Genomic DNA, 23009 nt, shown 5'->3' with positions numbered 1-23009 from the left:
TCAGCCGGCGGGCTTGTCCGTCGGTACCTGGTCGACGCTTGGCGCGAGGACCTCGAGGATGCGGTTGAGATCCTCGACGCTGGCGAACTCGATGTTGATCCGGCCCTTGCGCTGACCCATCCCGATCTTCACCCGGGTGTCGAACCGGTCGGCGAGCTTGGTGGCAATCTGGTTGAGCTCGGCGGTGTACGCGGTGGTGCGCGGACGACGGCGCAGCTCCGGGTCGACCGGCTCGTCACCGAGCGCGACGATCTCCTCGGTGGTCCGGACGCTCAGCCCCTCCGCGACGATGCGCTGTGCGAGCCGCTCCATGGCGCCGGCGTCCGACAACCCCAGCAACGCGCGCGCGTGGCCGGCGGAGAGCACGCCGGCGGCGAGGCGCCGCTGCACCAGCGGCGGCAGCTTGAGCAGCCGCAGGGTGTTGGAGATCTGCGGACGTGACCGGACGATGCGCGCAGCCAGCTCCTCGTGCGTGCAGTCGAAGTCCTCGAGCAGCTGCTGGTAGGCGGCAGCCTCTTCCAGCGGGTTCAGCTGCGAGCGGTGGAGGTTCTCCAGCAGCGCGTCGCGCAGCAGGTCGTTGTCGTCTACCTGCCGGATGATCGCCGGCACCGTGGTGTTCCCGGCGAGCTGGGAGGCACGCCAGCGGCGCTCGCCCATGATGAGCTCGTAGCCGGCGTCGTCGCCGGCGGGCAGCGGCCGAACAACGATCGGCTGCAGCACGCCGACCTCGCGGATCGACGCAGCGAGCTCCTCGAGCTCCTCCTCGTCGAAGACCTGACGAGGCTGACGCCGGTTGGCGACGACGTCACCCACGGCGACCTCGGCGAACGTGGCACCTGGCACCTCGACGAGGCCGTCGTCCTCGGCCACCGGTGACACCGCTGCGGCGCCCGGGGAAGCGGGGGTGGCCGGGGCAGCGGTGGCAGGCTGTTCGGCTGCGGCAGGGGTCTCGACGGGGGCAGGGGGCTCGACGGGGGCCGGTGCTTCGACGGGAGCCGGTGCGGCCGCCGCGGACACCGCCGACGGCGTCTGGGCCGCTGCATCCGTCTCGGGCGTGTGCGGCGCGGCCGTGGGCGGCGTCGCGGCCGTGGGCGCTGACCGGCGGCGGGGAGTCAGCGTGTCAGCCGGGATCTTCGCGCGCTTGGCGGCAGGGCGGCGGGTGCCGTTCTTCGGGGCAGCGCCCGCCGAGGACGCACTGGACGCCCCCGTGCGCCGTCCGGTCGTGGCCGGCGCGGCCGCCGGCGTTGTGGCGGACACCGTGGCGGCCACCTCAGCCGGCGGCGCCACGACCGCCTCGCCGCGCACTGCGCGTTCGGCGGGGCGGTCGCCAGACCGCTGCTCGGGGAAGAAGACGTCGACCGGCCGGCCGGTAGCCGGTGCCGACGGAATGAGGGCGCCCAGTCCCTTGCCCAGACCGCGTCGCTTCTCACTCATTGATGTCGTCCTCCGAGTTCAGGTGCCCGTTTCCGGGCGTCTCTTGCTGTGGATCGTTGGCGTGGTGGTCCGCGTTCGGAGCCGTACCGTTGTTGTCGGCATCGCCCGCCTGGCCTGTCTGGGTGGCACGCTTAGAAATCTCCTGCGCCGCTGCGCGGTAGGCGAGGGCCCCGGTCGAGCCGGCGTCATAGGTGAGCACCGTCTGCCCGTAGCTGGGCGCCTCGGAGATTCGCACCGATCGCGGGATCGCGATGTCGAGCGTCTGCTTGGGAAAGTGGGTGTGTACCTCTTCTGCCACCTGGCGGGAGAGGTTGGTCCGCTTGTCGTACATCGTCAGCAAGATCGTCGACACATGTAGCGTGGGGTTGAGGTGACCCCGGATGAGCTCGATGTTGCGCAACAGCTGACTGAGGCCCTCCAGGGCGTAGTACTCCGACTGGATCGGGATGAGCACCTCACGTGCCGCGACGAACGCGTTGACCGTGAGTAGACCTAGACTTGGCGGGCAGTCGATGAATATGTAGTCGAACTTTTGCTCTTCGTCGTCTTGCAACGTCGCGATGGCGTTACGCAGCCGGTTCTCTCGGGCCACCATCGACACGAGCTCGATCTCGGCTCCGGAAAGGTCGATCGTGGCCGGGGCGCCGAAGAGTCCCGGAACTGCTTCGCACGGCTGGATGACTTCGGCCAGCGGTACGTCGTCGATGAGGACGTCATAGGTCGACGGTGTGCCGGCATGGTGATCGATGCCGAGTGCGGTGGAGGCGTTGCCCTGGGGGTCGTTGTCGATGACGAGTACGCGGAGCCCGCCGATCGCCAACGCAGCAGCGAGGTTGACGGTAGTTGTCGTCTTGCCTACGCCACCCTTCTGGTTCGCGACCGTGAAGATGCGCGTCTCCTGTGGCTTGGGAAACAAGGTGCCCTCAAGGGCGACCCGGCGCCGCGCGTCCTCGGCTAGTTGAGCAGCGAGGGGAGTGAACTCATCGGATCCTGAGATCTCGTCGAAGAAGCTCGCCGCGCCCGCCGTCGCCTGGCGCTCGGAGGTACCTCGGGTCGTCGGATCGACACGGTCTTTTGGCTGTGCCACACGCACCCCTCAGATTGATTCCGCACTCGGCGACACTTGCGCCATCGGCCTGGTACCAGGGTAATCGCTCCCCACGGTTCCGTTGACAAGCGCCGCGTAGTGTCGTGGATCGCGTCCGCGGCACTGTCGCCTTGGAGCATTCCGGTTCCACGTGAAACCGCGACCGCATCGTTCGGTTGCGAGTTAATGAGGCGGGTGTTTGCCGAAACTCTCGTCCGTAGTAGGGGATGCGCAAGGCTCACCAGCTCACTGTGACCGAGCGCGCCTCAGTCTCTGGTCACCATGGTTCACGTGGAACCGAGGTCCGTGCATAGGTCGTATCGTGCATCCCCTGCCGACCTCCTTCGCCGTTCACTGGTGCAGACATCCCGCTCGGCCGTCCACAGGGCTCGCCCCCAGATGGAGCCGGCTTCATCGTGCATCGCGTGCGTGCCCAGGCGGCAGGGTTGCTCTTCTGCGTGGCGACCACATGGCCATCCTCGCCCTCACTGCATCAAGGGGACGCTGATACCGCACGGCCAGGGACAGGAGCCGGGGAACTCGGCTGGCAGATTCGGCCGCCGTTCCACGTGAAACGAAGGATGCGCCGATCTCCACCATCACGGAGCACCTCCACGGCCCACGCCCGCGCCCGTACTGGCATTAGCGAACCATGTACAGCCAACCTGATCATCACCCGAAACTGGAGCGGAGAGCAGTCATGTGGACACGTCCTCCGGGACGAAGCGTCGGAAGCTCGCCGGTACTTCCCGAGCAAGCTCACACAGCAAGTTGCGGTGGTACTGGCTGCTGCTGCGCTGTCGGCCGCCTCAATGCTGCATGGTCAGCGGTCAGACTGCGCAAGCAGCTCACCGGGCACGGGGGCCTGGCTATGGCCGCCCAATACCTCTCTCAACGTTTATGAGCGCTCAAGCCCATCACGTCGGACCTCGTGGCATCCCCGCGCTCGGTGGATGATGCGCTGCGGCACGGACGACAGGCTCCGTCGAGGGGCGTCCTAGGCGTACCGTCGGTTCCGACCTCGCCGGCCGGCCAAGATGGTCTCGGTTCCACGTGAAACCGCGCGGTCCCAGGTTGGCCGCGGGCGATAGCGGTGGTGAAGCTGCGCGAACAAGGCGCGTACGTTCTAACGCCGCGATAGGCGTGTGCCCGCAAGGCGTCGCTGTAGTTGTAACTAGCGCGGGCAACCACGGAGGGCGCAGTAGCTTCCTCCTGTCCGGGACAGTCGAGCATGGTGTTGCGCACGGGCGGGAGAAGGGTTTCACGTGAAACCGTGGCAGTCGTCAGGAACGCTCGTGCCGCGCTCGGACTTTGGCCCTCGTGGACGATGACAGGCTCCGCCTGCGGCATCAGAAACGTATGGAGCTCCTTTCAGCCGCCATCGTTAAGGTGGGTAACTGCGGCGTCATCTTTCCAATCGCTAACGTAGCGGCTGGACGCGACCAGCGTATGGGCCGTCACGGTGCCCGCCGCCTTGGTCGTGGACCGAGTGCTTGCTGCACACCATGCAAGGCATGTTGGGATCGAGCGTGAATGCCACTGGAGGCACTCTGCTCGGCGCTCGGCGCTCGGCGCTCGGCGCTCGGCGCTCGGCGAGGATCCCTGGCTGACGGGTCGCCACCGCCACTTCAGGTCAAAGTTTCACGTGGAACCATCCGATCGTCGGGTGGGCTCCACCAGTGGAACCCTAACTGGCGCAACACGCCCAACGCGATCGGCCCTAAGGCCGTGGCGTCCGCCACGGAGGATCGCGGAGTGGAACCGTGTCCAACTGGCGAGCGAGATCAACTGCCACAAATCCAGATCGCATTGCTACCACCGCCAGCCGCGTCGGAGCTGCCGGCCAACAGCGGCGACGCACGCACCGCGTCGCCCGCAGCACCAACGGTGGGCGCAGCTCCTGGACGTCACCGTGCCGCCGCCGGCACGCGCGGCCCATCACATCCCAGCCACCAGCCACCGCTGCACAGACCCTCGCGCGGGGCGGTTCCACGTGAAACGCGACCGCCTTGCAATCAACTACGAGTTTCGAACCGCGACAACTACGCGCGCCGGGACATCGCTGCCAAGCACCGTCACCTCATGAACCTCGGCCTCGCTCACGCGGGCCTTCCGAAGCACGTTGCGTGCCTCAGACACTTCCTCGGCAGCACGCTCTCCCTTGAGAGCCACCAGCCGGCCGCCGGGAACCAATAGCGGCACCGTCCATGGGATCAACTTCTTGAGACTCGCCACGGCCCTGGCGGTCACCACCTCGAACGCTTCCTCGCCGTGGAGCTCTTCTGCCCTGGCGCGGTGGACCCGCACATTGTCCAGGTCGAGCTCTGCGACGACGTCGGTCAACCACGTGACACGGCGATCCATGGGTTCGATGAGGTGTACGCGGAGATCCGGCCGCATGAGCGCGACGATCACGCCCGGGAATCCTGCGCCTGAACCGATGTCAGCGAACTCAGTGACGCCCTCCGGTATGAACGGCACGACGGCAGTGGCATTAAGGAGGTGCCTGGTCCACAGCCGCGGCAGTTCGCGCGGGCCGATGAGGCCTCGGAGCTCGCCCTCAGCAACGAGCATCTCGGCGAACTGCTGCGCCTGGCCCCACCCCGAGCCGAACACGTCGGCGGCACCGGCCGGCGGCGTCTCAGCAGAAAGCTCCTGGTCGACACCGAGGGGGGAGCCGCCGGCTCCTGCCGCGTCGCCCCCCGCTTCGCCGTCTGCCGTCATCGTCTGCTCCGACGCCACATAATAGAACGCACGTTCGAACCTAGGCGCTCGGCTTGCTGGAGATGACCACGAACCGGTGGGGCTCAACGCCCTCGGAGTCGCTCACCAATCCAGCCGCGGCCACAGCGTCGTGGACCACCTTGCGCTCGAACGGATTCATCGGATCCAGCGTCACTCGGTGCTCTCCCGCGGTGACGCGGCCGATGGCCTCGTCCGCAACCGTCGTGAGCTCACTCTTGCGCTGACGACGATGCCCAGCGATGTCGAGCATCAGTCGGCTTCGCTCGCCCGTGCGTGCCTGCACGGCTAGCCGCGTGAGCTCCTGGAGCGCGTCCAGAACCTTGCCGTCCTCGCCGACCAGCTTGCGCAGCTCATGCTCCTCGCCGGACTCTGCGACGATCTCCACCGCGGCGCGGCCGTGATCGATCGACAGATCGATGTCGCCGCCGAGGTCGGCAATGTCGAGCAGTTCCTCGAGGTAGTCCGCTGCGATCTCGCCCTCCTCCTCGAGGCGCTTGACCGTGTTCGACACCCGCCGCTCACCGTTGGCGGTAGCGTCCTCGGTGACGTCCTGCTCGGCGGCCGTGTCATCCGTCGCCTCGGTGGTGACCACATCGTCTTCCACGTCGGATGCCCGTTCCGCCGGTGCTGCCTGCTGCTCACTCACGGGTTCTTCCTCTTTCCTCGGTGTCCGCTATCGGACCAGATCTTGGTGCGGCTCACCAGCCGCAGTGCAGGGGCTCAGTTCTTCGGCGTGGAGCCGGACCCAGGGTTCTTGCGCTGCTGCTGACGCTCGAGATCAGCCTTCCGCTGCGCAGCCCGCTGCGCGTGCCGTTCGGCTGCACGCTGCTGCGGGGTCTTCTTGGGGCCGACCTCGGCAGCCGGCTTCTTCTTCGCGGGCTGGTCGTCGCTCGGAGCATTGCTCTTCGTAGCGTTCTTCGGCGGAGCGGCCGCTACGGGTGCGTCGTCGGCCGACGCAGCAGACCCAGGGGCACTCCCGGCGCCGGCCGGCGCCGTGGCGCCGTCGACCTTCCGCTGGCGGTCCTTGCGCTTGGGCTGTACCCGCTGCCCGCGCTGGACGGTCGTCTCGGGTGCCTCCTCCGCAGGCAGGAGCTCCTCGACCGGCACACCCTTGCGCGCGGCACTGCGCTCCAGCTTCGCCCGCTGCCGCGCCTGGTACTGACGCTCGGCCTCCGAGCCCGGTGCAGGCAACTTGCGGATCGTGTAGAACTGCTGACCCATCGACCACAGGTTGGTGGTCAACCAGTAGATGAGGACACCGATGGGGAAGTAGACCCCCGAGAACATGAAGACGAGCGGCATCAGATACATGAGCATCCGCTGCTGCTTGGCCATCGGGTTGTCCAGCGCGGACTGCGGCATGTTCTTCATCGTCAGCTGTCGCTGCGTGGTGAACGTCGTTGCCGACATGAGCACGATGAGGACTGCAGTGAGAATTTTTACGCCGACTGTGGAGCCCTCGCCGAGGAACGACTGGGACAGTCGGGCACCCAACAACGTGGCGTCCATGAACTGCGAGGCGACGCCCGCGTCGATCGGCCCGAGCGGCTCACCCTCCCGGTAGCTGCCGTTGGCGATCTGCGGCATGGAGTACAGCACGCGGAATAGCGCGAAGAAGATCGGGGACTGCGCGAGGATCGGCAGGCACGAGGAGAACGGGTTGGTGCCGTGCTCCTTGTACAGCGCCATCATCTCGGCCTGCATCTGCTGGCGCGAGGCAGGGTCGTTCTTGCCCTTGTACCGCTTCTGCAGCTTCTGGAGGTCCGGCTGCAAGAGCTGCATGCCGCGCGATGCCTTGATCTGCTTGAAGAACAGTGGGATGAGGATGATCCGCATGAGGATCACGAGGCCCACGATGGACAGCGCCCACGTGGTCCCGCTCGCCGGGTCGAGCCCGACGGCGGTCAGCACCTCGTGGAAGAGATAGAGGATCCACGCAACGACCCACTTGAGTGGGTACAGAATTGTGTCAAAGAAACCCATGCGGGTGATCTCCTAGAGTTCTTCCGGCGCGTCCTGAGTCCGCGCCCCACCGTCAACTACGTCGAGGGTACGTTGTCCGCGCCGTTTCGAGGACCACGGCATGACTCCGCCACGGTCGGGGACCTCGTCGACGCCCCCGTCGCTCCACGGGTTGCAGCGCAGCAGCCGCCACGCTGCAAGCCCGCTGCCACGAAGGGCCCCGTGGCGTTCCAGCGCGGTGATCGCGTAGGCCGAGCATGAGGGGTAGTACTTGCAGCTCGCCGGCAGCCAGGGCGAGACGATCAGCTGGTATCCGCGGACCACCAGCGCGAGCACCCGCGCGCCGAGCCCTCGTCGGACGGCGGTCACCGGGACGCCCCGCGGCGGGCCAGTCGGCGCCGCGCACCGCTGAGCCCGGTGTCAACGTCTGCGGCGAGCACCGCACTGCTGGCATCCCTGGCTGCGGGCAGGGCGCGGAGCACGATCATCTCTCCGGCCGCGAGCCCAGTCATCCGCGATGCCATGACCCCGCGCAGCCGCCGCTTCACCTGTGTGCGCTCGACTGCGTTCCCCACGGCCTTGGATACGACAAGTCCCACGAGCGCAGGCTTGTCACCAGCACTCGTGGGCTCGCGAAGGTGGACGACGACGGTGCGCGTCCCGCTGCGGGCGCCGCCACGGACGGCGTCGGTGAAGTCTTCCGACCGACGCATCCGATGCCGCGGCGGCAGCACGCTCAGGCCGAGAGCTTGTTGCGTCCCTTGCGGCGGCGCGCACCGAGGATGGCGCGACCTGCACGGGTACGCATGCGCAGCCGGAAGCCGTGCACCTTGGCACGACGCCGGTTGTTCGGCTGGAAGGTCCGCTTGCTCACGGCAGTACTCCAAAAAGTCGATTGTTCCCGCCACCGTGCTCGGTAGCAGATCCAGACGGTCAGCGCGCAGGCTTCCGTCTGGTGACAGGCACCACACAAGAGCCGCCGCAGCGACCTGCCAACGATAGGTGACCGCCCAGTCGCTGGTCAATCCACCAACCGTGGTTCCTGTCACTGCCACGCCTCGTCGCGTCGCTGCGGCGTTGCACACAATCTGTGGATAACTATGTGGATCAGTCCGACGGGTGCGACACTCGATACGCCCGACCGCTGCTTTGGAGAGGACCATTGTGCCTGAGAACGACCAGATCCAGATCATGGATACCTGGGCACGCGCCGTGGAGATTCTCACCGAGAGCGGGGACATCGGCGGCGCCCAGCTCGCCTTCATCCGCCTCACCCGTCCGCTCGGCGCGGTGGACGGCACCCTCCTGCTCGCGGTACCGAGCGACTTCGCCAAGGAGTTTCTTGAGACGCGCGCACGGGTGGCACTGACCGACGCGCTCACCGAGGCCACCGGCAGCCCGGTACGTTTCGCGGTGACCGTGGACCCCACGCTCGAGGAGGTGCAGGTGCCCTCGCCGGCGGAGCCCGAGCCGGAGCCCGACGACACGTGGTCCACCGCACCTCGAGAGTCCCGGCCCCGCAGCGCCACCGAGCGCGGACGGTCCGCCAGCGACGCCGACGGCCAGGCCGCGCGACTCAACCCCAAGTACACCTTCGAGACCTTCGTCACCGGCGCGAGCAACCGCTTCGCCCACGCCGCCGCGACCGCCGTCGCCGAGGCCCCCGCGAAGGCGTACAACCCGCTGTTCATCTACGGCGACTCCGGGCTGGGCAAGACCCACCTGCTGCACGCGATCGGGCACTACGCCCGCAACCTCTACCCGGGGGTCCGGGTGCGCTACGTGAACTCCGAGGAGTTCACCAACGACTTCATCAACTCGATCCGTGACGACAAGGCGGAGGCGTTCCAACGGCGGTACCGCGAGGTCGACGTGCTCCTCATCGACGACATCCAGTTCCTGCAGGGCAAGGAACAGACGATGGAGGAGTTCTTCCACACCTTCAACACGCTGCACAACGCGAACAAGCAGGTGGTCATCACCTCCGACCTGCCACCCAAGCAGCTCAACGGCTTCGAGGACCGGATGCGGTCGCGGTTCGAGTGGGGCCTGCTCACCGACGTCCAGCCGCCCGACCTCGAGACCCGCATCGCGATCCTGCGCAAGAAGGCCGGCAACGAGAACCTGCAGGCCGACGACGCTGTGCTGTCCTACATCGCGTCGCGGATCTCGACGAACATCCGCGAGCTCGAGGGTGCGCTCATCCGCGTCACCGCCTTCGCCAACCTCAACCGGCAGCCGGTCGACGAGTCGCTCGCGGTGATGGTGCTCAAGGACTTCATCACCGACACCGACGGCGAGGACCTCACCCCCACGCTCATCATGGGTCAGACCGCTGACTACTTCTCCATCTCCATCGAGGCACTGTGCAGCGCGGACCGGTCCCGGGTGCTCGTCAACGCCCGACAGATCGCGATGTACCTGTGCCGGGAGCTCACCGAGCTGTCGCTGCCGAAGATCGGACAGCTCTTCGGCGGGCGAGACCACACCACAGTGATGCACGCCAACCGTAAGATCCGCGAGCAGATGGCAGAGAAGCGGTCGACCTTCAACCAGGTCACCGAGCTCACCAACCGGATCAAGCAGCAGGCTCGCAACAGTTCCTGACGTTCTGCCGGACCCGACAGCGCCGTCGGTCGCCCCGAATTGCACAGATGTGGACAAGCCTGTGGACAGCCGTGGACGACGGCCGGTTGTCGGTGGACAACTTGTCCTCCACCAGTGGACAGCGGCGGACCCATTTCGGTTGTCCACCGACAACCACAGTTGTCCCCAGGTCGCCCAGCTCCGAACTACACATCCGGATCTCGGCCGTGACCTGCACGGTTGCGAGTTGTCCACAGGATCCACAAGGCCTACTACGACTACGAACCCTTACCCCTGCGATGCCTGTGAACAACAAGAACCTCGCGGTACAGTGCCCATCCGCGCATCCCGGTGACACGGCTCCCGACAGGTCGCGTAAGGTTCCAGCAGCGCCGTCGTGGACACATGGAAGGTCAATCAACGTGAAGCTCAGGGTCGAACGGGACATCCTCGCCGAGGCCGTCGCATGGACAGCTCGGTCACTACCGAGCCGCCCCGCGGTTCCTGTCCTCGCCGGCGTCCGGCTGGAGGCCACCAGCGACGGCACGTTGACACTGTCGAGCTTCGACTACGACGTCTCCGCACGCTCGAGCATCGCCGCCGAGGTCGAGGCTCCCGGCGTCGTGCTGGTCTCGGGCAAGCTGCTCGCGGACATCACCAAGGCGCTGCCGGCACGGCCCATCGACCTCACCCTCGACGGCACCAAGGTGATGATCACCTGCGGCTCGAGCCGGTTCTCGCTGCTGACCATGCCGGTCGACGACTACCCCGCGCTCCCTGCGATGCCCGAGATCTCCGGCGCCATCGATGCCGACGTCCTCACCGAGGCCGTCGCTCAGGTGAGCACTGCCGCGAGCCGTGACGAGACCCTGCCGCTCCTCACCGGCGTCCGCCTGGAGATCGAGGGCGAGAAGCTCACGCTCCTGGCGACCGACCGTTACCGGCTCGCCATGCGTGAGATCAGCTGGCACCCGGCGTCCCCGTCGTTCTCCGCGGTCGCCCTCGTCCGCGCCCGCACGCTGTCCGACGTCGCCAAGTCGCTCACCAGCGCCGGGACAGTCGACGTCGCGCTCGGGAGCGAGGCCAGCGCCTCCCTCATCGGGTTCGAGGCCGCCGGCCGCCAGACCACGTCGCTCCTCGTCGACGGCGACTACCCCCCGGTCCGCCGCCTCTTCCCCGACGAGACCACCACCCACGCCGTCGTCGCGACCGCGCCGCTGGTCGAGGCCGCCAAGCGGGTGGCCCTCGTCGCCGAGCGCAACACCCCGATCCGGCTCTCGTTCACCGACGGCCAGGTCGTCCTCGAAGCCGGGCAGGGTGAGGACGCGCAGGCATCCGAGGCGCTGGAGGCGATGCTCGTCGGTGAGGACATCACCACCGCGTTCAACCCGCACTACCTCCTCGACGGGCTCGGCGCGCTGACCACGGACTTCGTCCGGCTGTCCTTCACGCACCCGAGCAAGCCCGCGGTCCTTACCGGCCAGGGCAGCCTCGAGGATGAAAGCGACGACACTTTCCGTTACCTCCTCATGCCCATCCGGTTCGCTGGGTAGCTCACCACCGCAACGCCACAACCGTGGCGCCGTTCCCACGTGAAGGAGTTGACATGCACATCGGCATGATCGGTCTGGGTCGCATGGGCGGCAACATGCGAGACCGGCTCGTCGCGGCGGGACACACCGTCACCGGCTACGACACCAACCCGGACATCACCGACGTTCCCGACCTCGCCGGCCTCGCCGCCGCGATGCCCGCTGGGGAACGCGTCGTGTGGGTCATGGTGCCGGCCGGCGACATCACGCGCAGCACCATCGCGCAGCTCGCCGACGTCCTCGGCGAAGACGATCTGGTCATCGACGGCGGCAACTCCTACTACCGCGACGACCAGCCCAACGCGGACCTCCTCGCCGAGCGAGGCATCCGCTACCTCGACGTCGGGATCTCCGGCGGGGTCTGGGGCCGCGAAGGTGGCTACGGCACGATGGTCGGCGGCAGCGCAGAGGACGTCGAGCGGCTGATGCCGATCTTCGACGCACTGCGCCCCGAGGGGCCGCGTGACGAAGGCTTCGTCCACGCCGGCGGCACCGGTGCCGGCCACTTCACCAAGATGGTCCACAACGGCATCGAGTACGGCCTCATGCAGGCCTTCGCCGAGGGCTACGAGGTCATCGCCTCCCGGCCCGACCTCGTTCCGGACGTCACCGCCGTCATGCGCGGCTGGCAGCGCGGCACCGTTGTCCGCTCCTGGCTGCTCGAGCTGCTCGTCGACGCCCTCGAGGACGATCCCGGACTGGCCTCCATCGACGACTACGCCGAGGACTCCGGCGAGGGACGCTGGACGCTGCAGGAGGCCATCGACAACGCGGTGCCGGCGCCCACCCTCTCCGCGGCGCTGTTCGCCCGGTTCACCTCCCGGCAGGACGAGTCACCGGCGATGAAGGCCATCGCCGCACTGCGGGAGGAGTTCGGCGGGCACGCGACGCGCCCGGTCGGCCCGGCGTCGTAGGCGTGTACGTCTCTGACCTCGCGCTCAACGACTTCCGGTCCTACCCCGAGCTCGTCCTCGCCCTCGACCCCGGCGTCACCGCCTTCGTCGGCCACAACGGCCAGGGCAAGACCAACATCGTCGAAGCGATCGCCTACCTCGCCAGCTTCACCAGCCACCGGGTCGCCTCCGACCAGGCGCTCGTGCGGCACGGTACCGGCGGTGCCGTCATCCGCGCCCGAGCGGTGCGCGACGGCCGCCAGACGCTCGTCGAGCTGGAGATCGTCGCCGGCCGGGCCAACCGGGCCCGCCTCAACCGGGCCGCGGTCAGCCGCACCCGGGACGTGCTCGGCATCGTCCGCAGCGTGGTGTTCGCGCCGGAGGACCTCGAGCTCGTCAAGGGCGACCCGCAGGTGCGACGACGGCTCCTCGACGACCTCCTCGTCCAGCTCACCCCCCGGCTCGCCGGCGTCCGCAGCGATTACGACAAGGTCCTGCGGCAGCGCGGCGCACTCCTCAAGAGCGCTGGAGCGGCTCGCCGGCGGGGTGGCTCGTCGCCGGACCTCAGCACGCTCGACGTGTGGGACGGACACCTCGCGGCTGTCGGCGCGCAGGTCATCGCCGCCCGCGTGGACGTCATGCGGCGACTGCGACCGCACGTGGCTCAGGCGTACGAAGAGGTGAGCGCCGGTCAGGGTGACGCGGTGATCAGCTACCGTTCCGCGCTGCTCGACGCCGAGGGCGGCGAGGGCCCCGCCGGGGAGGCGGACGAGGATGCCCTGGCCGACAGTGCCGCCGTCGAGCAGCGTCTCGTGCACGCGATGGCGCAGCTGCGGAGCAAGGAGATCGACCGGGGGGTGAGCCTCGTGGGCCCCCACCGCGACGACCTCGTGCTCACTCTTGGTGGGCTGCCCGCCCGCGGCTACGCCAGCCACGGGGAGTCGTGGTCCTTCGCGCTGGCGCTGCGCCTGGCCGGGTACGAGGTGCTGCGCGATCACGACACCGAGCCGATCCTTATCCTCGACGACGTGTTCGCCGAGCTCGACGTCCGGCGACGGGAGCGGCTGGCGGGCATGGTCGGTGGCGCGGAGCAGGTGCTCATCACCGCGGCGGTCGCCGAGGACGTGCCAGAGAGCCTCGCCGGCGCACGGTTCACGGTGGCGGGAGGGACGGTGACCCGTGGCTGACGGCTCCGCAGCGACCCCACCTCCCTCAGGCGCGACCCCCGACGCCGCCCCTGTGGCGCAGGACAAGGAGCAGCTGAGCGCCGCCCGGCAGGCGCTGGCCCGTGCCCGCGGCGCCGCCGCCGCGAAGGGGCTGCGGCGTACCTCACCGGGCCGGCCACGGTTCCGGCCGGGCCCCGGGATCGGCAACGTCGGCAGCGGCTCCGGCCCTTCCCGGCGCGACCCGCAACCGCTGAGCACTCTGGTGTCCAAGATGACCCTCGAGCACGGCTGGAGCGCACCGATCAGCATCGGCGGCGTCGTCGGGCGGTGGCGTGAGATCGTCGGCGACCACCTCGCCGACCACTGCGAGATCGAGACCTTCGACGAAGCCACCCTCGTGCTCCGCGCGGACTCCACCGCCTGGGCCACCCAGCTGCGGCTGCTGCAGCCGCAGCTCGAGCGGCGGCTCGCCGAAGAGGTCGGCGAGGGAGTGGTGGAGACCATCGTCATCCGCGGCCCCGGCGGCCCGTCGTGGGCGAAGGGCCGCCGATCAGTGCCGGGACGTGGTCCACGGGACACCTACGGTTGACCGGCATGGGGAGAACTCCCCGAAACGGACGATCTGCTTGTGGAAAGCCCTGTGGATATTCGCGGTTTGGCGCCGCCACGCAGTAGAATTGACCGACCGACCCGCGCACTGCCGGCGTCCTGCCGCCAGCGGGTGAATGCGGAGCGCCGCATGCTGTCCGTCACCAGGTGGTGGCATGGTGCTGCGCGACAACGATCGACGAGGAGAGCCCCAGACAGTGGCTGACGAGACTCTCGCCCCGGACTCCGGGACGAGCCCCGAGGAACCGGGCTACGACGCAACGAACATCACCGTTCTCGAGGGTCTCGAGGCCGTCCGCAAGCGGCCGGGGATGTACATCGGGTCGACCGGTGAGCGGGGCCTGCACCACCTCGTCTACGAGGTCGTCGACAACTCCGTCGACGAGGCGCTCGCCGGGCACGCCGACCTGATCGAGGTCACGCTCCTCGACGACGGCGGGGTCCGGGTCGTCGACAACGGCCGCGGCATCCCGGTCGACATCGTCGAGTCCGAGGGCAAGCCCGCGGTCGAGGTCGTCCTCACCGTCCTGCACGCCGGCGGCAAGTTCGGCGGCGGCGGGTACGCGGTCTCCGGCGGGCTGCACGGCGTCGGCGTCTCTGTCGTCAACGCGCTCTCCGCCCAGCTCGAGGTGGAGATCCACCGCGACGGCAAGATCTGGCACCAGCAGTACCGCCACGGCGTGCCGGTCGCGCCGCTGGTCGAGGCCGGCGAGGCGACGTCCGCCGGGACCACCGTGACGTTCTGGCCTAGCGAGGAGACGTTCGAGACCACCACCTTCGACTTCGAGACGCTGCGGGCCCGGTTCCAGCAGATGGCCTTCCTCAACAAGGGCCTGCGCCTCACGCTCGTCGACGAGCGCGCTGGCGACACCGGTGACGAGGTCACCGGCCAGGAGCCCGACCCCACCGAGGAGGAGCACCCCGGCCAGCGCGCGGTCAGCTACCTCTACGCCGACGGCCTGCTCGACTACGTCAAGCACCTCAATGCCGCCAAGCGGGTCGAGCTCATCAACCCCGAGATCATCTACCTCGAGTCCGAGGACGCCGAGCGGCGGATCTCGCTCGAGGTCGCGCTGCAGTGGACGAGCGCCTACTCCGAGGCCGTCCACACCTACGCCAACACCATCAACACCTCCGAGGGCGGTACCCACGAGGAGGGCTTCCGCTCCGCGCTGACGTCGGTCGTCAACCGGTATGCCAAGGACAAGGGCATCCTCAAGGAGAAGGACGAGAACCTCACCGGTGACGACATCCGCGAGGGTCTGACCGCGGTGCTGTCGATCAAGCTCGGCGAGCCGCAGTTCGAGGGCCAGACCAAGACCAAGCTCGGCAACACCGAGGCCCGCACCTACGTGCAGCAGGTCCTCTACAGCCACCTCGGTGACTGGCTCGACGCACACCCGAACGAGGCCAAGGACATCATCCGCAAGGGCCAGCAGGCCGCCGCGGCCCGGCTGGCGGCGCGCAAGGCGCGCGAGGCCACCCGCCGCAAGGGTGCGCTCGAGTCCGCCTCGATGCCGGGAAAGCTCAAGGACTGCTCGAGCCGCGACGCCACCAAGTCGGAGATCTTCATCGTCGAGGGTGACTCGGCCGGTGGCTCCGCGGTCCAGGGCCGTGACCCGGAGCACCAGGCGATCCTGCCGCTGCGGGGCAAGGTGCTCAACGTCGAGAAGGCCCGGCTGGACAAGGCGTTGGGCAACCTGGAGATCCAGGCGCTCATCACCGCGTTCGGCACCGGGATCGGCGAGGAGTTCGACGTCTCCAAGCTGCGGTACTACAAGATCGTGCTCATGGCCGACGCCGACGTCGACGGCCAGCACATCTCGACCCTGCTGCTCACCCTGCTGTTCCGCTACATGAAGCCGCTCATCGAGCACGGCCACGTGTACCTCGCGCAGCCGCCGCTGTATCGGCTCAAGTGGTCCAACGCCCCGCACCAGTACGTGTACACCGACCGAGAGCGTGACGCGTTCCTGGCCGACGGCCGCGCCGCCGGCTGGCGGCTGCCCAAGGACAGCGGCATCCAGCGGTACAAGGGCCTGGGCGAGATGAACGACCAAGAGCTGTGGGACACCACGATGAACCCCGACACCCGCACCCTGAAGCAGGTCACCATCGGCGAGGCCGCAGCGGCCGACGAGATCTTCTCGGTGCTCATGGGCGAGGACGTCGAGTCCCGCCGCGAGTTCATCCAGCGCAACGCCCACGACGTGCGCTTCCTCGACATCTAGGCCGCGCGGCTACCCGGCCCCTTAATTCCGACGACGAAGGACAACAGTGACGCAGCCTCCCACCACGCCCCCCGAGCCCACCGGCGACGAGGGGACGGCCGACCCGGGCACGGCAGGTGTTGCGGTGCAGCGTGACCGCATCGAGCAGGTCGACCTCAAGCTCGAGATGCAGCGGTCCTACCTCGACTACGCGATGAGCGTCATCGTCGGGCGTGCGCTGCCCGACGTCCGCGACGGCCTCAAGCCGGTGCACCGACGCGTGCTGTACGCGATGTTCGACGGCGGCTACCGCCCCGACGCGTCGTTCAACAAGTGCTCCCGCGTCGTCGGCGAGGTCATGGGCCAGTACCACCCTCACGGCGACACCTCCATCTACGACGCGATGGTCCGCCTCGTGCAGCCCTGGTCGCTGCGCTACCCGCTCATCGCAGGCCAGGGCAACTTCGGGTCTCCCGGCAACCTCGGTGCCGCCGCCCCGCGGTACACCGAGTGCAAGATGGCGCCGCTGGCCATGGAGATGGTCCGGGACATCGACCACGACACGGTCGACTTCCAGGACAACTACGACGGCAAGAACCAAGAGCCCATCGTGCTCCCCGCGCGCTACCCGAACCTGCTGGTCAACGGCTCGGAGGGGATCGCCGTCGGGATGGCCACCCGCATCCCGCCGCACAACCTGCGCGAGGTGGCCGCCGGCGTGCAGTGGTACCTCGAGAACCCCGAGGCGGAGCCGGAGGAGCTGCTCGGCGAGCTCATGCTGCGCATCAAGGGCCCCGACTTCCCCACCGGTGCCACCATCCTCGGCCGGCGCGGCATCGAGGACGCCTACCGCACCGGTCGTGGCTCGATCACCCAGCGCGCCGTGGTCAACGTCGAGGAGATCCAGGGCCGGCAGTGCCTCGTGGTCACCGAGCTGCCCTACCAGGTCAACCCGGACAACCTCACGACGAAGATCGCCTCGTACGTCCACGACGGCCGGATCCAGGGCATCGCCGACATCCGCGACGAGTCCTCCGGGCGTGCCGGTCAGCGCCTGGTCATCATCCTCAAGCGCGACGCCGTCGCCAAGGTCGTGCTCAACAACCTGTACAAGCACACCCAGCTGCAGGACAACTTCCCGGCCAACATGCTGGCCCTCGTCGACGGCGTGCCCCGCACGCTGAGCCTGGACGCCTTCGTCCGGCACTGGGTCCACCACCAGGTCGAGGTCATCGTCCGGCGCACGACGTTCCTCCTCAAGCGGGCCGAGGAGCGCATCCACATCCTGCGCGGCCAGCTCAAGGCGCTCGACGCGCTCGACGAGGTCATCGCCCTCATCCGGGCGTCGGCCTCCGCCGACACCGCGCGCACCGGCCTGATGGACCTGCTCGACATCGACGAGGTGCAGGCCGACGCGATCCTCGCGATGCAGCTGCGCCGGCTCGCCGCACTCGAGCGGCAGAAGATCATCGACGAGCACGACAAGATCGAGGCGGAGATCCTCGACTACCAGGACATCCTCGCCTCCCCGGCCCGGCAGCGCACGATCATCTCCACCGAGCTGGAGACGATCGTCGCGAAGTTCGGCGACGAGCGGCGCACCACCATCGTGCCGTTCGACGGCGACATGTCGATCGAGGACCTCATCCCCGAGGAAGACGTCGTCGTCACGATCACCCGTGGCGGCTACGCCAAGCGCACCCGGACCGACAACTACCGCTCGCAGCGCCGTGGCGGCAAGGGGGTCCGTGGCACCCAGCTGCGCGAGGACGACATCGTCGACCACTTCTTCGTCACCACCACCCACCAGTGGCTGCTGTTCTTCACCAATACCGGGCGGGTGTACCGCGCCAAGGGTTACGAGCTGCCCGAGGGCGGGCGTGACGCCAAGGGTCAGCACGTTGCCAACCTACTGGCCTTCCAGCCGGACGAGAGCATCGCGCAAGTGCTGAGCATCCCGAACTACGAGGACTCCGAGTACCTCGTGCTCGCCACCAAGGCCGGGCTGGTGAAGAAGACCCGGCTCACCGACTACGACTCCACCCGTAGCGGCGGCATCATCGCGATCAACCTGCGCGAGGACGACGGCGGCGAGGTCGACCAACTGGTCTCCGCGCGGCTCGCCAACCACGACGACGACCTGCTGCTCGTCTCCCGCAAGGGACAGTCGATCCGGTTCACCGCGTCCGACGAGGCGCTGCGCCCGCTCAGCCGCGCGACGTCAGGGGTCACCGGGATGAAGTTCCGGGAGGATGACGACCTTCTCGCGATGGCTGTCGTGCGGCCCTGGAACGAGGACAGCGCGCTGTTCGTCGTCACCGAGGGCGGCTTTGCCAAGCGCACCGCCGTGAGTGAGTACCGCGTGCAGGGCCGTGGCGGTCTGGGGATCAAGGTCGCCAACCTGGTCGAGGCTCGGGGCGACCTCGTCGGAGCCCTCCTCACCGCGCCCGGCGACGAGGTGCTGGTCATCATGGAGCGCGGCAAGATCGTCCGGTCGGGGGTGGACGAGGTCAAGCTCACCGGCCGCAACACCCAGGGCGTCATCTTCGCCAAGCCTGACAACGGTGACCGGATCATCGGGCTGGCCCGGAACACGGAGAGCGACCTCAACGGGGACGATGGCGTAGCGTCTTCCCCTGAAGAGGCCGCACCGGGTGACGACGGAGGAGAAGCATGAGCAGCAGCACCCCCGAGGGGCCGAGCGCTCCTAGCCCAGCGGCCGGTGGTCCGGACGAGGCCGGCGCTGCGGAACGCACAGCCATCCGCACCAGCCTCGCCCAGCGGTTCGCCGCCGCCAAGGCCGAGCCGTCGCTGAGCGCCCCGGACTCGCCGTCATCACCGGTGGACGAGACGATGGCGACCCCGCGGACGGCCCAGCACCCGCCCGTGCAGGCTGACGCCACCGGTGCGACGGGTGCCGCACCGACCGGGCCCGCCGCGCCGACCGCTGGCCCGGTGGCCAGCCCGCCGGCGGCCACCGCGCCACGCTTCGGTGCCACCGCGACGAGCTCGACCGCGCGCGAGGCGACCGGTGCCACCAGGCTGGGCGAGGACCCCGGACCCGCGGCGCAGGCGAGGGCTGCCAACCAGCCCCCCACCGCCGGCCGGCCGACGGGTGCGCGCAAGGTCCGGCTCTCCTTGGCCCGGGTCGACCCGTGGTCGGTGATGAAGCTGTCGTTCCTCATGTCGATCGCGATCGGCATCGGCATCATGATCGCGACCGCGGCCATGTGGTTCCTGCTCGACTCGATGCAGGTGTTCGCCGACATCCGCGAACTGCTCGTCACGCTCGGGTCACCCGACTTCCTCCAGCTCATGGAGTACGCCGAGTTCGACCGGGTGATCTCGATGGCGGCGATCATCGCCGTCGTCGACATCCTGCTGCTCACCGCACTGGCCACCCTCGCGGCGTTCCTCTACAACATCGTCGCCGCGCTGGTCGGCGGGGTGCACCTCACCCTCACCGACGACTGACAGGTGTGGCGAAGATGACTCTCGCCAACCGCTCGCCGGGTTTGGGAACGGTCGGCGCGCTGAGGTAGTCTGCATCGGCGCCCTCCTGGAAGTTCCGGGGGCGAACGGGCCTATAGCTCAGACGGTTAGAGCGCTTCCCTGATAAGGAAGAGGTCGCTGGTTCGAGTCCAGCTAGGCCCACCACCGCATGTCCGAGCCACGGGAGTGATGATGAAGAAGCTGGTCGGGATCACCGCTCTCGCCGTCGCGGGGTACGCCGTGTGGACCAAGGTCAAGCAGGACCGCGAGGACCGCGCGTTGTGGGCCGAGGTCACCGACAGCTTCGGCGGGAACACCTTCCCCGAGGCGACCGGCACGGTGGCACCGGCCGGCTCCTGAGGGCCGGTACTATCTCTTCAGCCGGGCGACCGGCCGAGGGGCCATGGCGCAATTGGTAGCGCACCTGCTTTGCAAGCAGGGGGTTGCGGGTTCGAGTCCCGCTGGCTCCACCATCACGCAGCGGGAATGAAGAACGTGCTGGATCCAGCCCCAGGGGGCGGACCCAGCACGTTCTGTCGTTCAGCGCGACGGACGTCCTACTTCTTGGTCTTGTCCGTCGCGGTCTCGCCGCCACGACCGAGGTCGACCGGGGACTCCGCGGCCTGCTCAGCAGCCTCGGCGTCGGCGTCGGCGACGACCTCCGCGATGTCCGCGGCGGGCTCGGCGTCCGCCACCGGCGGGACGGTAGAGACCTCGGGTGCGCTGGTCGCGTCCTCCCAGTACTCCTCGGCCCACGGGTCCTCGACCGGCTGGGTGCGGCGCCACAGCAGGTAGCCGGTGCCGGCGGCGGCGGTCCCGACGAGGATCCACCCGACGGTCTTGGCCCCACGGTGCGACTTCGTCGGCTTGGTCAGCGCCTTCTTCGCGGCCTTGCCGGCCTTGCCCGCGCGGTCCTTGATGTTGTCCTCACCAGCGGCGGCAGCGGCGGCGTCGTGCATCGCCTGCTGCAGCCGCGGGATGTAGTCCTCGACGAGCTTGTCCCGCGCGGTGTCGACCGCCGGCCGCGCCTTCTCGGCAGCGGCCTCGATCTTCGGGGCGGTGGCCTTGACGCCGTCGCGCCAGGCCTTGTCGAGCTTGGGGGCGGCGACGTCGGTCGCCCACACCTTGCCCTGCTCGGCGAGCGAGGCCGCGGCCTCACCGGCCTTGCCGGCCTGCTCACCGATGACGTGCCCGAGTTCAGCGGCCTGTCGGCGGACCTTCTCGGCGTCGATCTCGCTGAACTTCTGCTTGCGCGACATGTGCTCTCCCTCGTGGCTGCGATGCTAAGGAATCATGGTCCCATCACGGGCCGACTCCTGCACCATCCCGTCGTCTTCTTTGTGGCGTCCTACCATCGTCTACCTTGCCAGACGCGCCGCGGCTGCACGATGCGGCGGATGCGTGAAAGTATCGCTGCATGGAAGCCACACTGCACACGAGCGTCGGCGACATCGTCGTCGAGCTGTTCCCCAACCACGCCCCCAAGACCGTCGAGAACTTCACCTCGCTGGCCACTGGCGCGAAGACCTGGACTCACCCCGGCACCGGTGAGGAGACCAACGCCCCGCTGTACGACGGCGTCATCTTCCACCGGGTCATCCCGAACTTCATGATCCAGGGCGGCGACCCGCTCGGACAGGGCATCGGTGGCCCCGGGTACCAGTTCGACGACGAGATCCACCCCGAGCTGGACTTCACCGAGCCCTACGTTCTCGCGATGGCCAACGCCGGGAAGATCGCCGGGCACGGCACCAACGGCTCGCAGTTCTTCATCACCACGGCTCCCACGACGTGGCTGCAGGGCAAGCACACCATCTTCGGCAAGGTGACCGACGCGGCCTCGCGAGCGGTGGTCGACTCGATCAACGGCACGCCCACCGGGCGCAACGACCGCCCCGTGACCGACCTCGTCATCAACTCGGTCACCGTCACCGACTGACACCTATGAGCTACCCCTCGGGGCAGACCGGCGCTGCGGCGCCGGTCTGCCCCCGCCACCCCGACCGAGTCTCCTACGTCAGCTGTCAGCGCTGCGGGCGCCCGACCTGCCCCGAGTGCCAGCGAGCCGCCCCGGTAGGGGTGCAGTGCGTCGACTGCGTGCGTCAGGCCGAGCGCGCGATGCCGACCCAGCGCACCGTCTTCGGCGGCCGGGTCCGGCACGGCAAGCCGGTGGTGACGATGACCTTCATCGCGCTGTGCCTGCTCGTCTACGTCGTCGACCGGGTGGCACCCGGGGTCCGCAGCACCCTGTGGTTCGTCCCCGCCTTCGGAGAGACCGAGCCCTACCGGTTCCTCACGGCGGCGTTCCTCCACGGCGGGTTCCTCCACCTGGCCGTGAACATGTACGCGCTGTGGATCGTCGGCAGCGTGCTCGAGCCCGCCCTGGGGCGGTGGCGCTACACCGCGCTCTTCCTGCTGTCCTCGCTGGGTGGCTCGGTGGGGGTGCTGCTGCTCGCCTCGCCGGCCGCCGCTTCGTGGATGACCGCGGTGGTCGGTGCTTCCGGTGCGGTCTTCGGGCTGTTCGCCGCCATCGGCCTCGTGCTGCGGCGCCTGGGGCGCGACGCGACGCAGATCCTCGTGCTCCTCGTCATCAACGCGGTGCTCGGTTTCGTCATCGCCGGCATCGCCTGGCAGGCGCACCTGGGCGGGTTCATCACCGGTGGGCTGCTGACCGCCGCGTTCGTCTACGCCCCGAAGGGACGGCGCACCATCGTGGCGGTGGCCGCGAGCGTCGTCGTCCTGGTCGTCCTGATCGTGCTCGCGGTACTCAAGTACGCCACGGTCTGAACGGGCGAGTCACACCGATGTAGTTCTCCACACCCCTGTCCACAGCTGTGGACAGGGGTGGACTTACACCCGTGTAGTTCTCCACAGGGATGTGCACACCTGGGGAGAACCTGTCAGCGCCAGCGCAGCGTCATGAGGAAGCCGGTGAGGAGGACGACGAAGCCCACCGCGAGGTTCCACTGACCCAGCCCAGGGATCGGGCCGGCGGCCTCGATGATGTAGGTGACCACCACCCACAGCATCCCGACGACCATGAGGACGACGGCGGTCGGTACCCACCACTGCGGGCTCTCCTTGGCCTTCGGCGGTGCGGGCGGGGTGTACGTGGACTTCTTCTTGCGGCGCTTGGACTCCGGCACGCTCGCGTCTCCTTCAACGGGTCGCCCGACGGGCGATGGGCATGGGGCTGGCGTTGTGCCCTTCCGGACGCAACAGTCGTCACCTAG

The 23009-nt window shown here is 68.4% G+C and carries 21 protein-coding genes and 2 tRNA genes; 13 read left to right on the top strand and 10 right to left on the bottom strand.

Translation table 11 applies throughout. The features are described from left to right. The 8 genes from V2J52_RS05275 to rpmH all read right to left on the bottom strand — a co-directional run bounded on the left by V2J52_RS05275 (position 1) and on the right by rpmH (position 8102). Entirely contained in the window at positions 1 to 1434 is a 1434-nt protein-coding gene (locus V2J52_RS05275; RefSeq protein WP_331226629.1) for a ParB/RepB/Spo0J family partition protein, read from the bottom strand. Beyond that, positions 1427 to 2431: a ParA family protein gene (locus V2J52_RS05270; RefSeq protein WP_491062177.1), complete on the bottom strand. Its 1005-nt coding sequence runs from the start codon at positions 2429 to 2431 to the stop codon at positions 1427 to 1429. Before V2J52_RS05270 ends, V2J52_RS05275 begins: the two co-directional genes overlap by 8 nt. Before the next feature lie 2109 nt (positions 2432 to 4540). Continuing rightward, positions 4541 to 5245: a 16S rRNA (guanine(527)-N(7))-methyltransferase RsmG gene (rsmG, locus tag V2J52_RS05265; protein ID WP_331226627.1), complete on the bottom strand. Its 705-nt coding sequence runs from the start codon at positions 5243 to 5245 to the stop codon at positions 4541 to 4543. A 40-nt stretch (positions 5246 to 5285) separates the two neighbouring features. Then, the gene (locus V2J52_RS05260; protein ID WP_331227117.1) at positions 5286 to 5777 is read right to left on the bottom strand and encodes a Jag family protein; all 492 of its coding nucleotides are present in this window, start codon (positions 5775 to 5777) and stop codon (positions 5286 to 5288) included. 209 nt (positions 5778 to 5986) lie between these two features. Next, positions 5987 to 7249 carry a membrane protein insertase YidC gene (yidC, locus tag V2J52_RS05255; protein ID WP_331226626.1) on the bottom strand — a complete coding sequence of 421 codons (1263 nt, stop codon included), beginning with the start codon at positions 7247 to 7249 and terminating at the stop codon, positions 5987 to 5989. 12 nt (positions 7250 to 7261) lie between these two features. Continuing rightward, complete coding sequence (gene yidD, locus V2J52_RS05250; protein ID WP_331226625.1) at positions 7262 to 7597, bottom strand: membrane protein insertion efficiency factor YidD; 336 nt, start codon at positions 7595 to 7597, stop codon at positions 7262 to 7264. Then, entirely contained in the window at positions 7594 to 7962 is a 369-nt protein-coding gene (gene rnpA / locus V2J52_RS05245) for a ribonuclease P protein component (protein ID WP_331226624.1), read from the bottom strand. Before rnpA ends, yidD begins: the two co-directional genes overlap by 4 nt. A gap of 2 nt (positions 7963 to 7964) precedes the next feature. Beyond that, a complete protein-coding gene (gene rpmH, locus V2J52_RS05240; protein WP_331226623.1) occupies positions 7965 to 8102 on the bottom strand; it encodes a 50S ribosomal protein L34 in 138 nt (45 codons plus the stop codon). Between the two features lie 317 nt (positions 8103 to 8419). Between rpmH and dnaA the strand changes: the two genes are divergently transcribed. The 11 genes from dnaA (at position 8420) to V2J52_RS05185 (ending at position 20249) form a co-directional block, all read left to right on the top strand. After that, complete coding sequence (gene dnaA, locus V2J52_RS05235) at positions 8420 to 9835, top strand: chromosomal replication initiator protein DnaA (protein ID WP_331227116.1); 1416 nt, start codon at positions 8420 to 8422, stop codon at positions 9833 to 9835. A 401-nt stretch (positions 9836 to 10236) separates the two neighbouring features. Next, the gene (gene dnaN, locus V2J52_RS05230; RefSeq protein WP_331226622.1) at positions 10237 to 11367 is read left to right on the top strand and encodes a DNA polymerase III subunit beta; all 1131 of its coding nucleotides are present in this window, start codon (positions 10237 to 10239) and stop codon (positions 11365 to 11367) included. A gap of 53 nt (positions 11368 to 11420) precedes the next feature. Continuing rightward, positions 11421 to 12320 carry a phosphogluconate dehydrogenase (NAD(+)-dependent, decarboxylating) gene (gene gnd / locus V2J52_RS05225; protein ID WP_331226621.1) on the top strand — a complete coding sequence of 300 codons (900 nt, stop codon included), beginning with the start codon at positions 11421 to 11423 and terminating at the stop codon, positions 12318 to 12320. A gap of 2 nt (positions 12321 to 12322) precedes the next feature. After that, the gene (gene recF / locus V2J52_RS05220; protein ID WP_331226620.1) at positions 12323 to 13486 is read left to right on the top strand and encodes a DNA replication/repair protein RecF; all 1164 of its coding nucleotides are present in this window, start codon (positions 12323 to 12325) and stop codon (positions 13484 to 13486) included. Positions 13487 to 13538: 52 nt separating this feature from the next. After that, positions 13539 to 14054 carry a DciA family protein gene (locus tag V2J52_RS05215; RefSeq protein ID WP_331226619.1) on the top strand — a complete coding sequence of 172 codons (516 nt, stop codon included), beginning with the start codon at positions 13539 to 13541 and terminating at the stop codon, positions 14052 to 14054. Positions 14055 to 14229: 175 nt separating this feature from the next. Then, complete coding sequence (gene gyrB / locus V2J52_RS05210; protein ID WP_434056379.1) at positions 14230 to 16305, top strand: DNA topoisomerase (ATP-hydrolyzing) subunit B; 2076 nt, start codon at positions 14230 to 14232, stop codon at positions 16303 to 16305. Between the two features lie 46 nt (positions 16306 to 16351). Then, on the top strand, positions 16352 to 18961 hold the full coding sequence (gene gyrA / locus V2J52_RS05205; protein ID WP_491062170.1) for a DNA gyrase subunit A: 2610 nt from the start codon (positions 16352 to 16354) through the stop codon (positions 18959 to 18961). After that, positions 18958 to 19758, top strand: a complete 801-nt coding sequence (locus V2J52_RS05200) for a DUF3566 domain-containing protein (protein WP_331226617.1) — start codon at positions 18958 to 18960, stop codon at positions 19756 to 19758. Before gyrA ends, V2J52_RS05200 begins: the two co-directional genes overlap by 4 nt. Before the next feature lie 106 nt (positions 19759 to 19864). After that, positions 19865 to 19941 (top strand) — tRNA-Ile (locus V2J52_RS05195). 27 nt (positions 19942 to 19968) lie between these two features. Next, positions 19969 to 20136 carry a DLW-39 family protein gene (locus V2J52_RS05190; protein ID WP_331226616.1) on the top strand — a complete coding sequence of 56 codons (168 nt, stop codon included), beginning with the start codon at positions 19969 to 19971 and terminating at the stop codon, positions 20134 to 20136. 37 nt (positions 20137 to 20173) lie between these two features. Continuing rightward, positions 20174 to 20249, top strand: a tRNA-Ala gene (locus tag V2J52_RS05185). Between the two features lie 84 nt (positions 20250 to 20333). Here the strand turns inward: V2J52_RS05185 and V2J52_RS05180 are convergent. Beyond that, complete coding sequence (locus V2J52_RS05180) at positions 20334 to 21035, bottom strand: hypothetical protein (RefSeq protein ID WP_331226615.1); 702 nt, start codon at positions 21033 to 21035, stop codon at positions 20334 to 20336. A gap of 158 nt (positions 21036 to 21193) precedes the next feature. Between V2J52_RS05180 and V2J52_RS05175 the strand changes: the two genes are divergently transcribed. Both V2J52_RS05175 and V2J52_RS05170 read left to right on the top strand, forming a co-directional pair. Beyond that, positions 21194 to 21715 (top strand): peptidylprolyl isomerase, encoded by a 522-nt coding sequence (locus V2J52_RS05175; RefSeq protein WP_331226614.1) that lies wholly within the window; start codon positions 21194 to 21196, stop codon positions 21713 to 21715. A gap of 179 nt (positions 21716 to 21894) precedes the next feature. Then, entirely contained in the window at positions 21895 to 22563 is a 669-nt protein-coding gene (locus V2J52_RS05170) for a rhomboid family intramembrane serine protease (protein ID WP_331226613.1), read from the top strand. A gap of 113 nt (positions 22564 to 22676) precedes the next feature. Here V2J52_RS05170 and V2J52_RS05165 read toward each other — a convergent pair whose 3' ends face one another. Further along, on the bottom strand, positions 22677 to 22922 hold the full coding sequence (locus V2J52_RS05165) for a cell division protein CrgA (RefSeq protein WP_331226612.1): 246 nt from the start codon (positions 22920 to 22922) through the stop codon (positions 22677 to 22679). Positions 22923 to 23009 lie beyond the last annotated feature (87 nt).

The organism is Georgenia sunbinii (assembly GCF_036421875.1).
Classification (GTDB): Bacteria; Actinomycetota; Actinomycetes; order Actinomycetales; family Actinomycetaceae; genus Georgenia_B; species Georgenia_B sunbinii.
The sequence above is the reverse complement of the archived record's forward strand: the minus strand, read 5'-3'. Positions and strand labels throughout refer to the sequence as shown.

Excerpts from the sequence above, each read along its gene's own strand:
- dnaA (WP_331227116.1), top strand. The coding sequence starts at position 8,420 with ATGGATACCTGGGCACGCGCCGTGGAGATTCTCACCGAGAGCGGGGAC.
- V2J52_RS05175 (WP_331226614.1), top strand. The coding sequence starts at position 21,194 with ATGGAAGCCACACTGCACACGAGCGTCGGCGACATCGTCGTCGAGCTG.
- V2J52_RS05200 (WP_331226617.1), top strand. The coding sequence starts at position 18,958 with ATGAGCAGCAGCACCCCCGAGGGGCCGAGCGCTCCTAGCCCAGCGGCC.
- gnd (WP_331226621.1), top strand. The coding sequence starts at position 11,421 with ATGCACATCGGCATGATCGGTCTGGGTCGCATGGGCGGCAACATGCGA.
- gyrB (WP_434056379.1), top strand. The coding sequence starts at position 14,230 with ATGGTGCTGCGCGACAACGATCGACGAGGAGAGCCCCAGACAGTGGCT.
- rsmG (WP_331226627.1), bottom strand. The coding sequence starts at position 5,245 with ATGACGGCAGACGGCGAAGCGGGGGGCGACGCGGCAGGAGCCGGCGGC.
- V2J52_RS05170 (WP_331226613.1), top strand. The coding sequence starts at position 21,895 with ATGCCGACCCAGCGCACCGTCTTCGGCGGCCGGGTCCGGCACGGCAAG.
- V2J52_RS05190 (WP_331226616.1), top strand. The coding sequence starts at position 19,969 with ATGAAGAAGCTGGTCGGGATCACCGCTCTCGCCGTCGCGGGGTACGCC.
- V2J52_RS05275 (WP_331226629.1), bottom strand. The coding sequence starts at position 1,434 with ATGAGTGAGAAGCGACGCGGTCTGGGCAAGGGACTGGGCGCCCTCATT.
- yidC (WP_331226626.1), bottom strand. The coding sequence starts at position 7,249 with ATGGGTTTCTTTGACACAATTCTGTACCCACTCAAGTGGGTCGTTGCG.
- V2J52_RS05180 (WP_331226615.1), bottom strand. The coding sequence starts at position 21,035 with ATGTCGCGCAAGCAGAAGTTCAGCGAGATCGACGCCGAGAAGGTCCGC.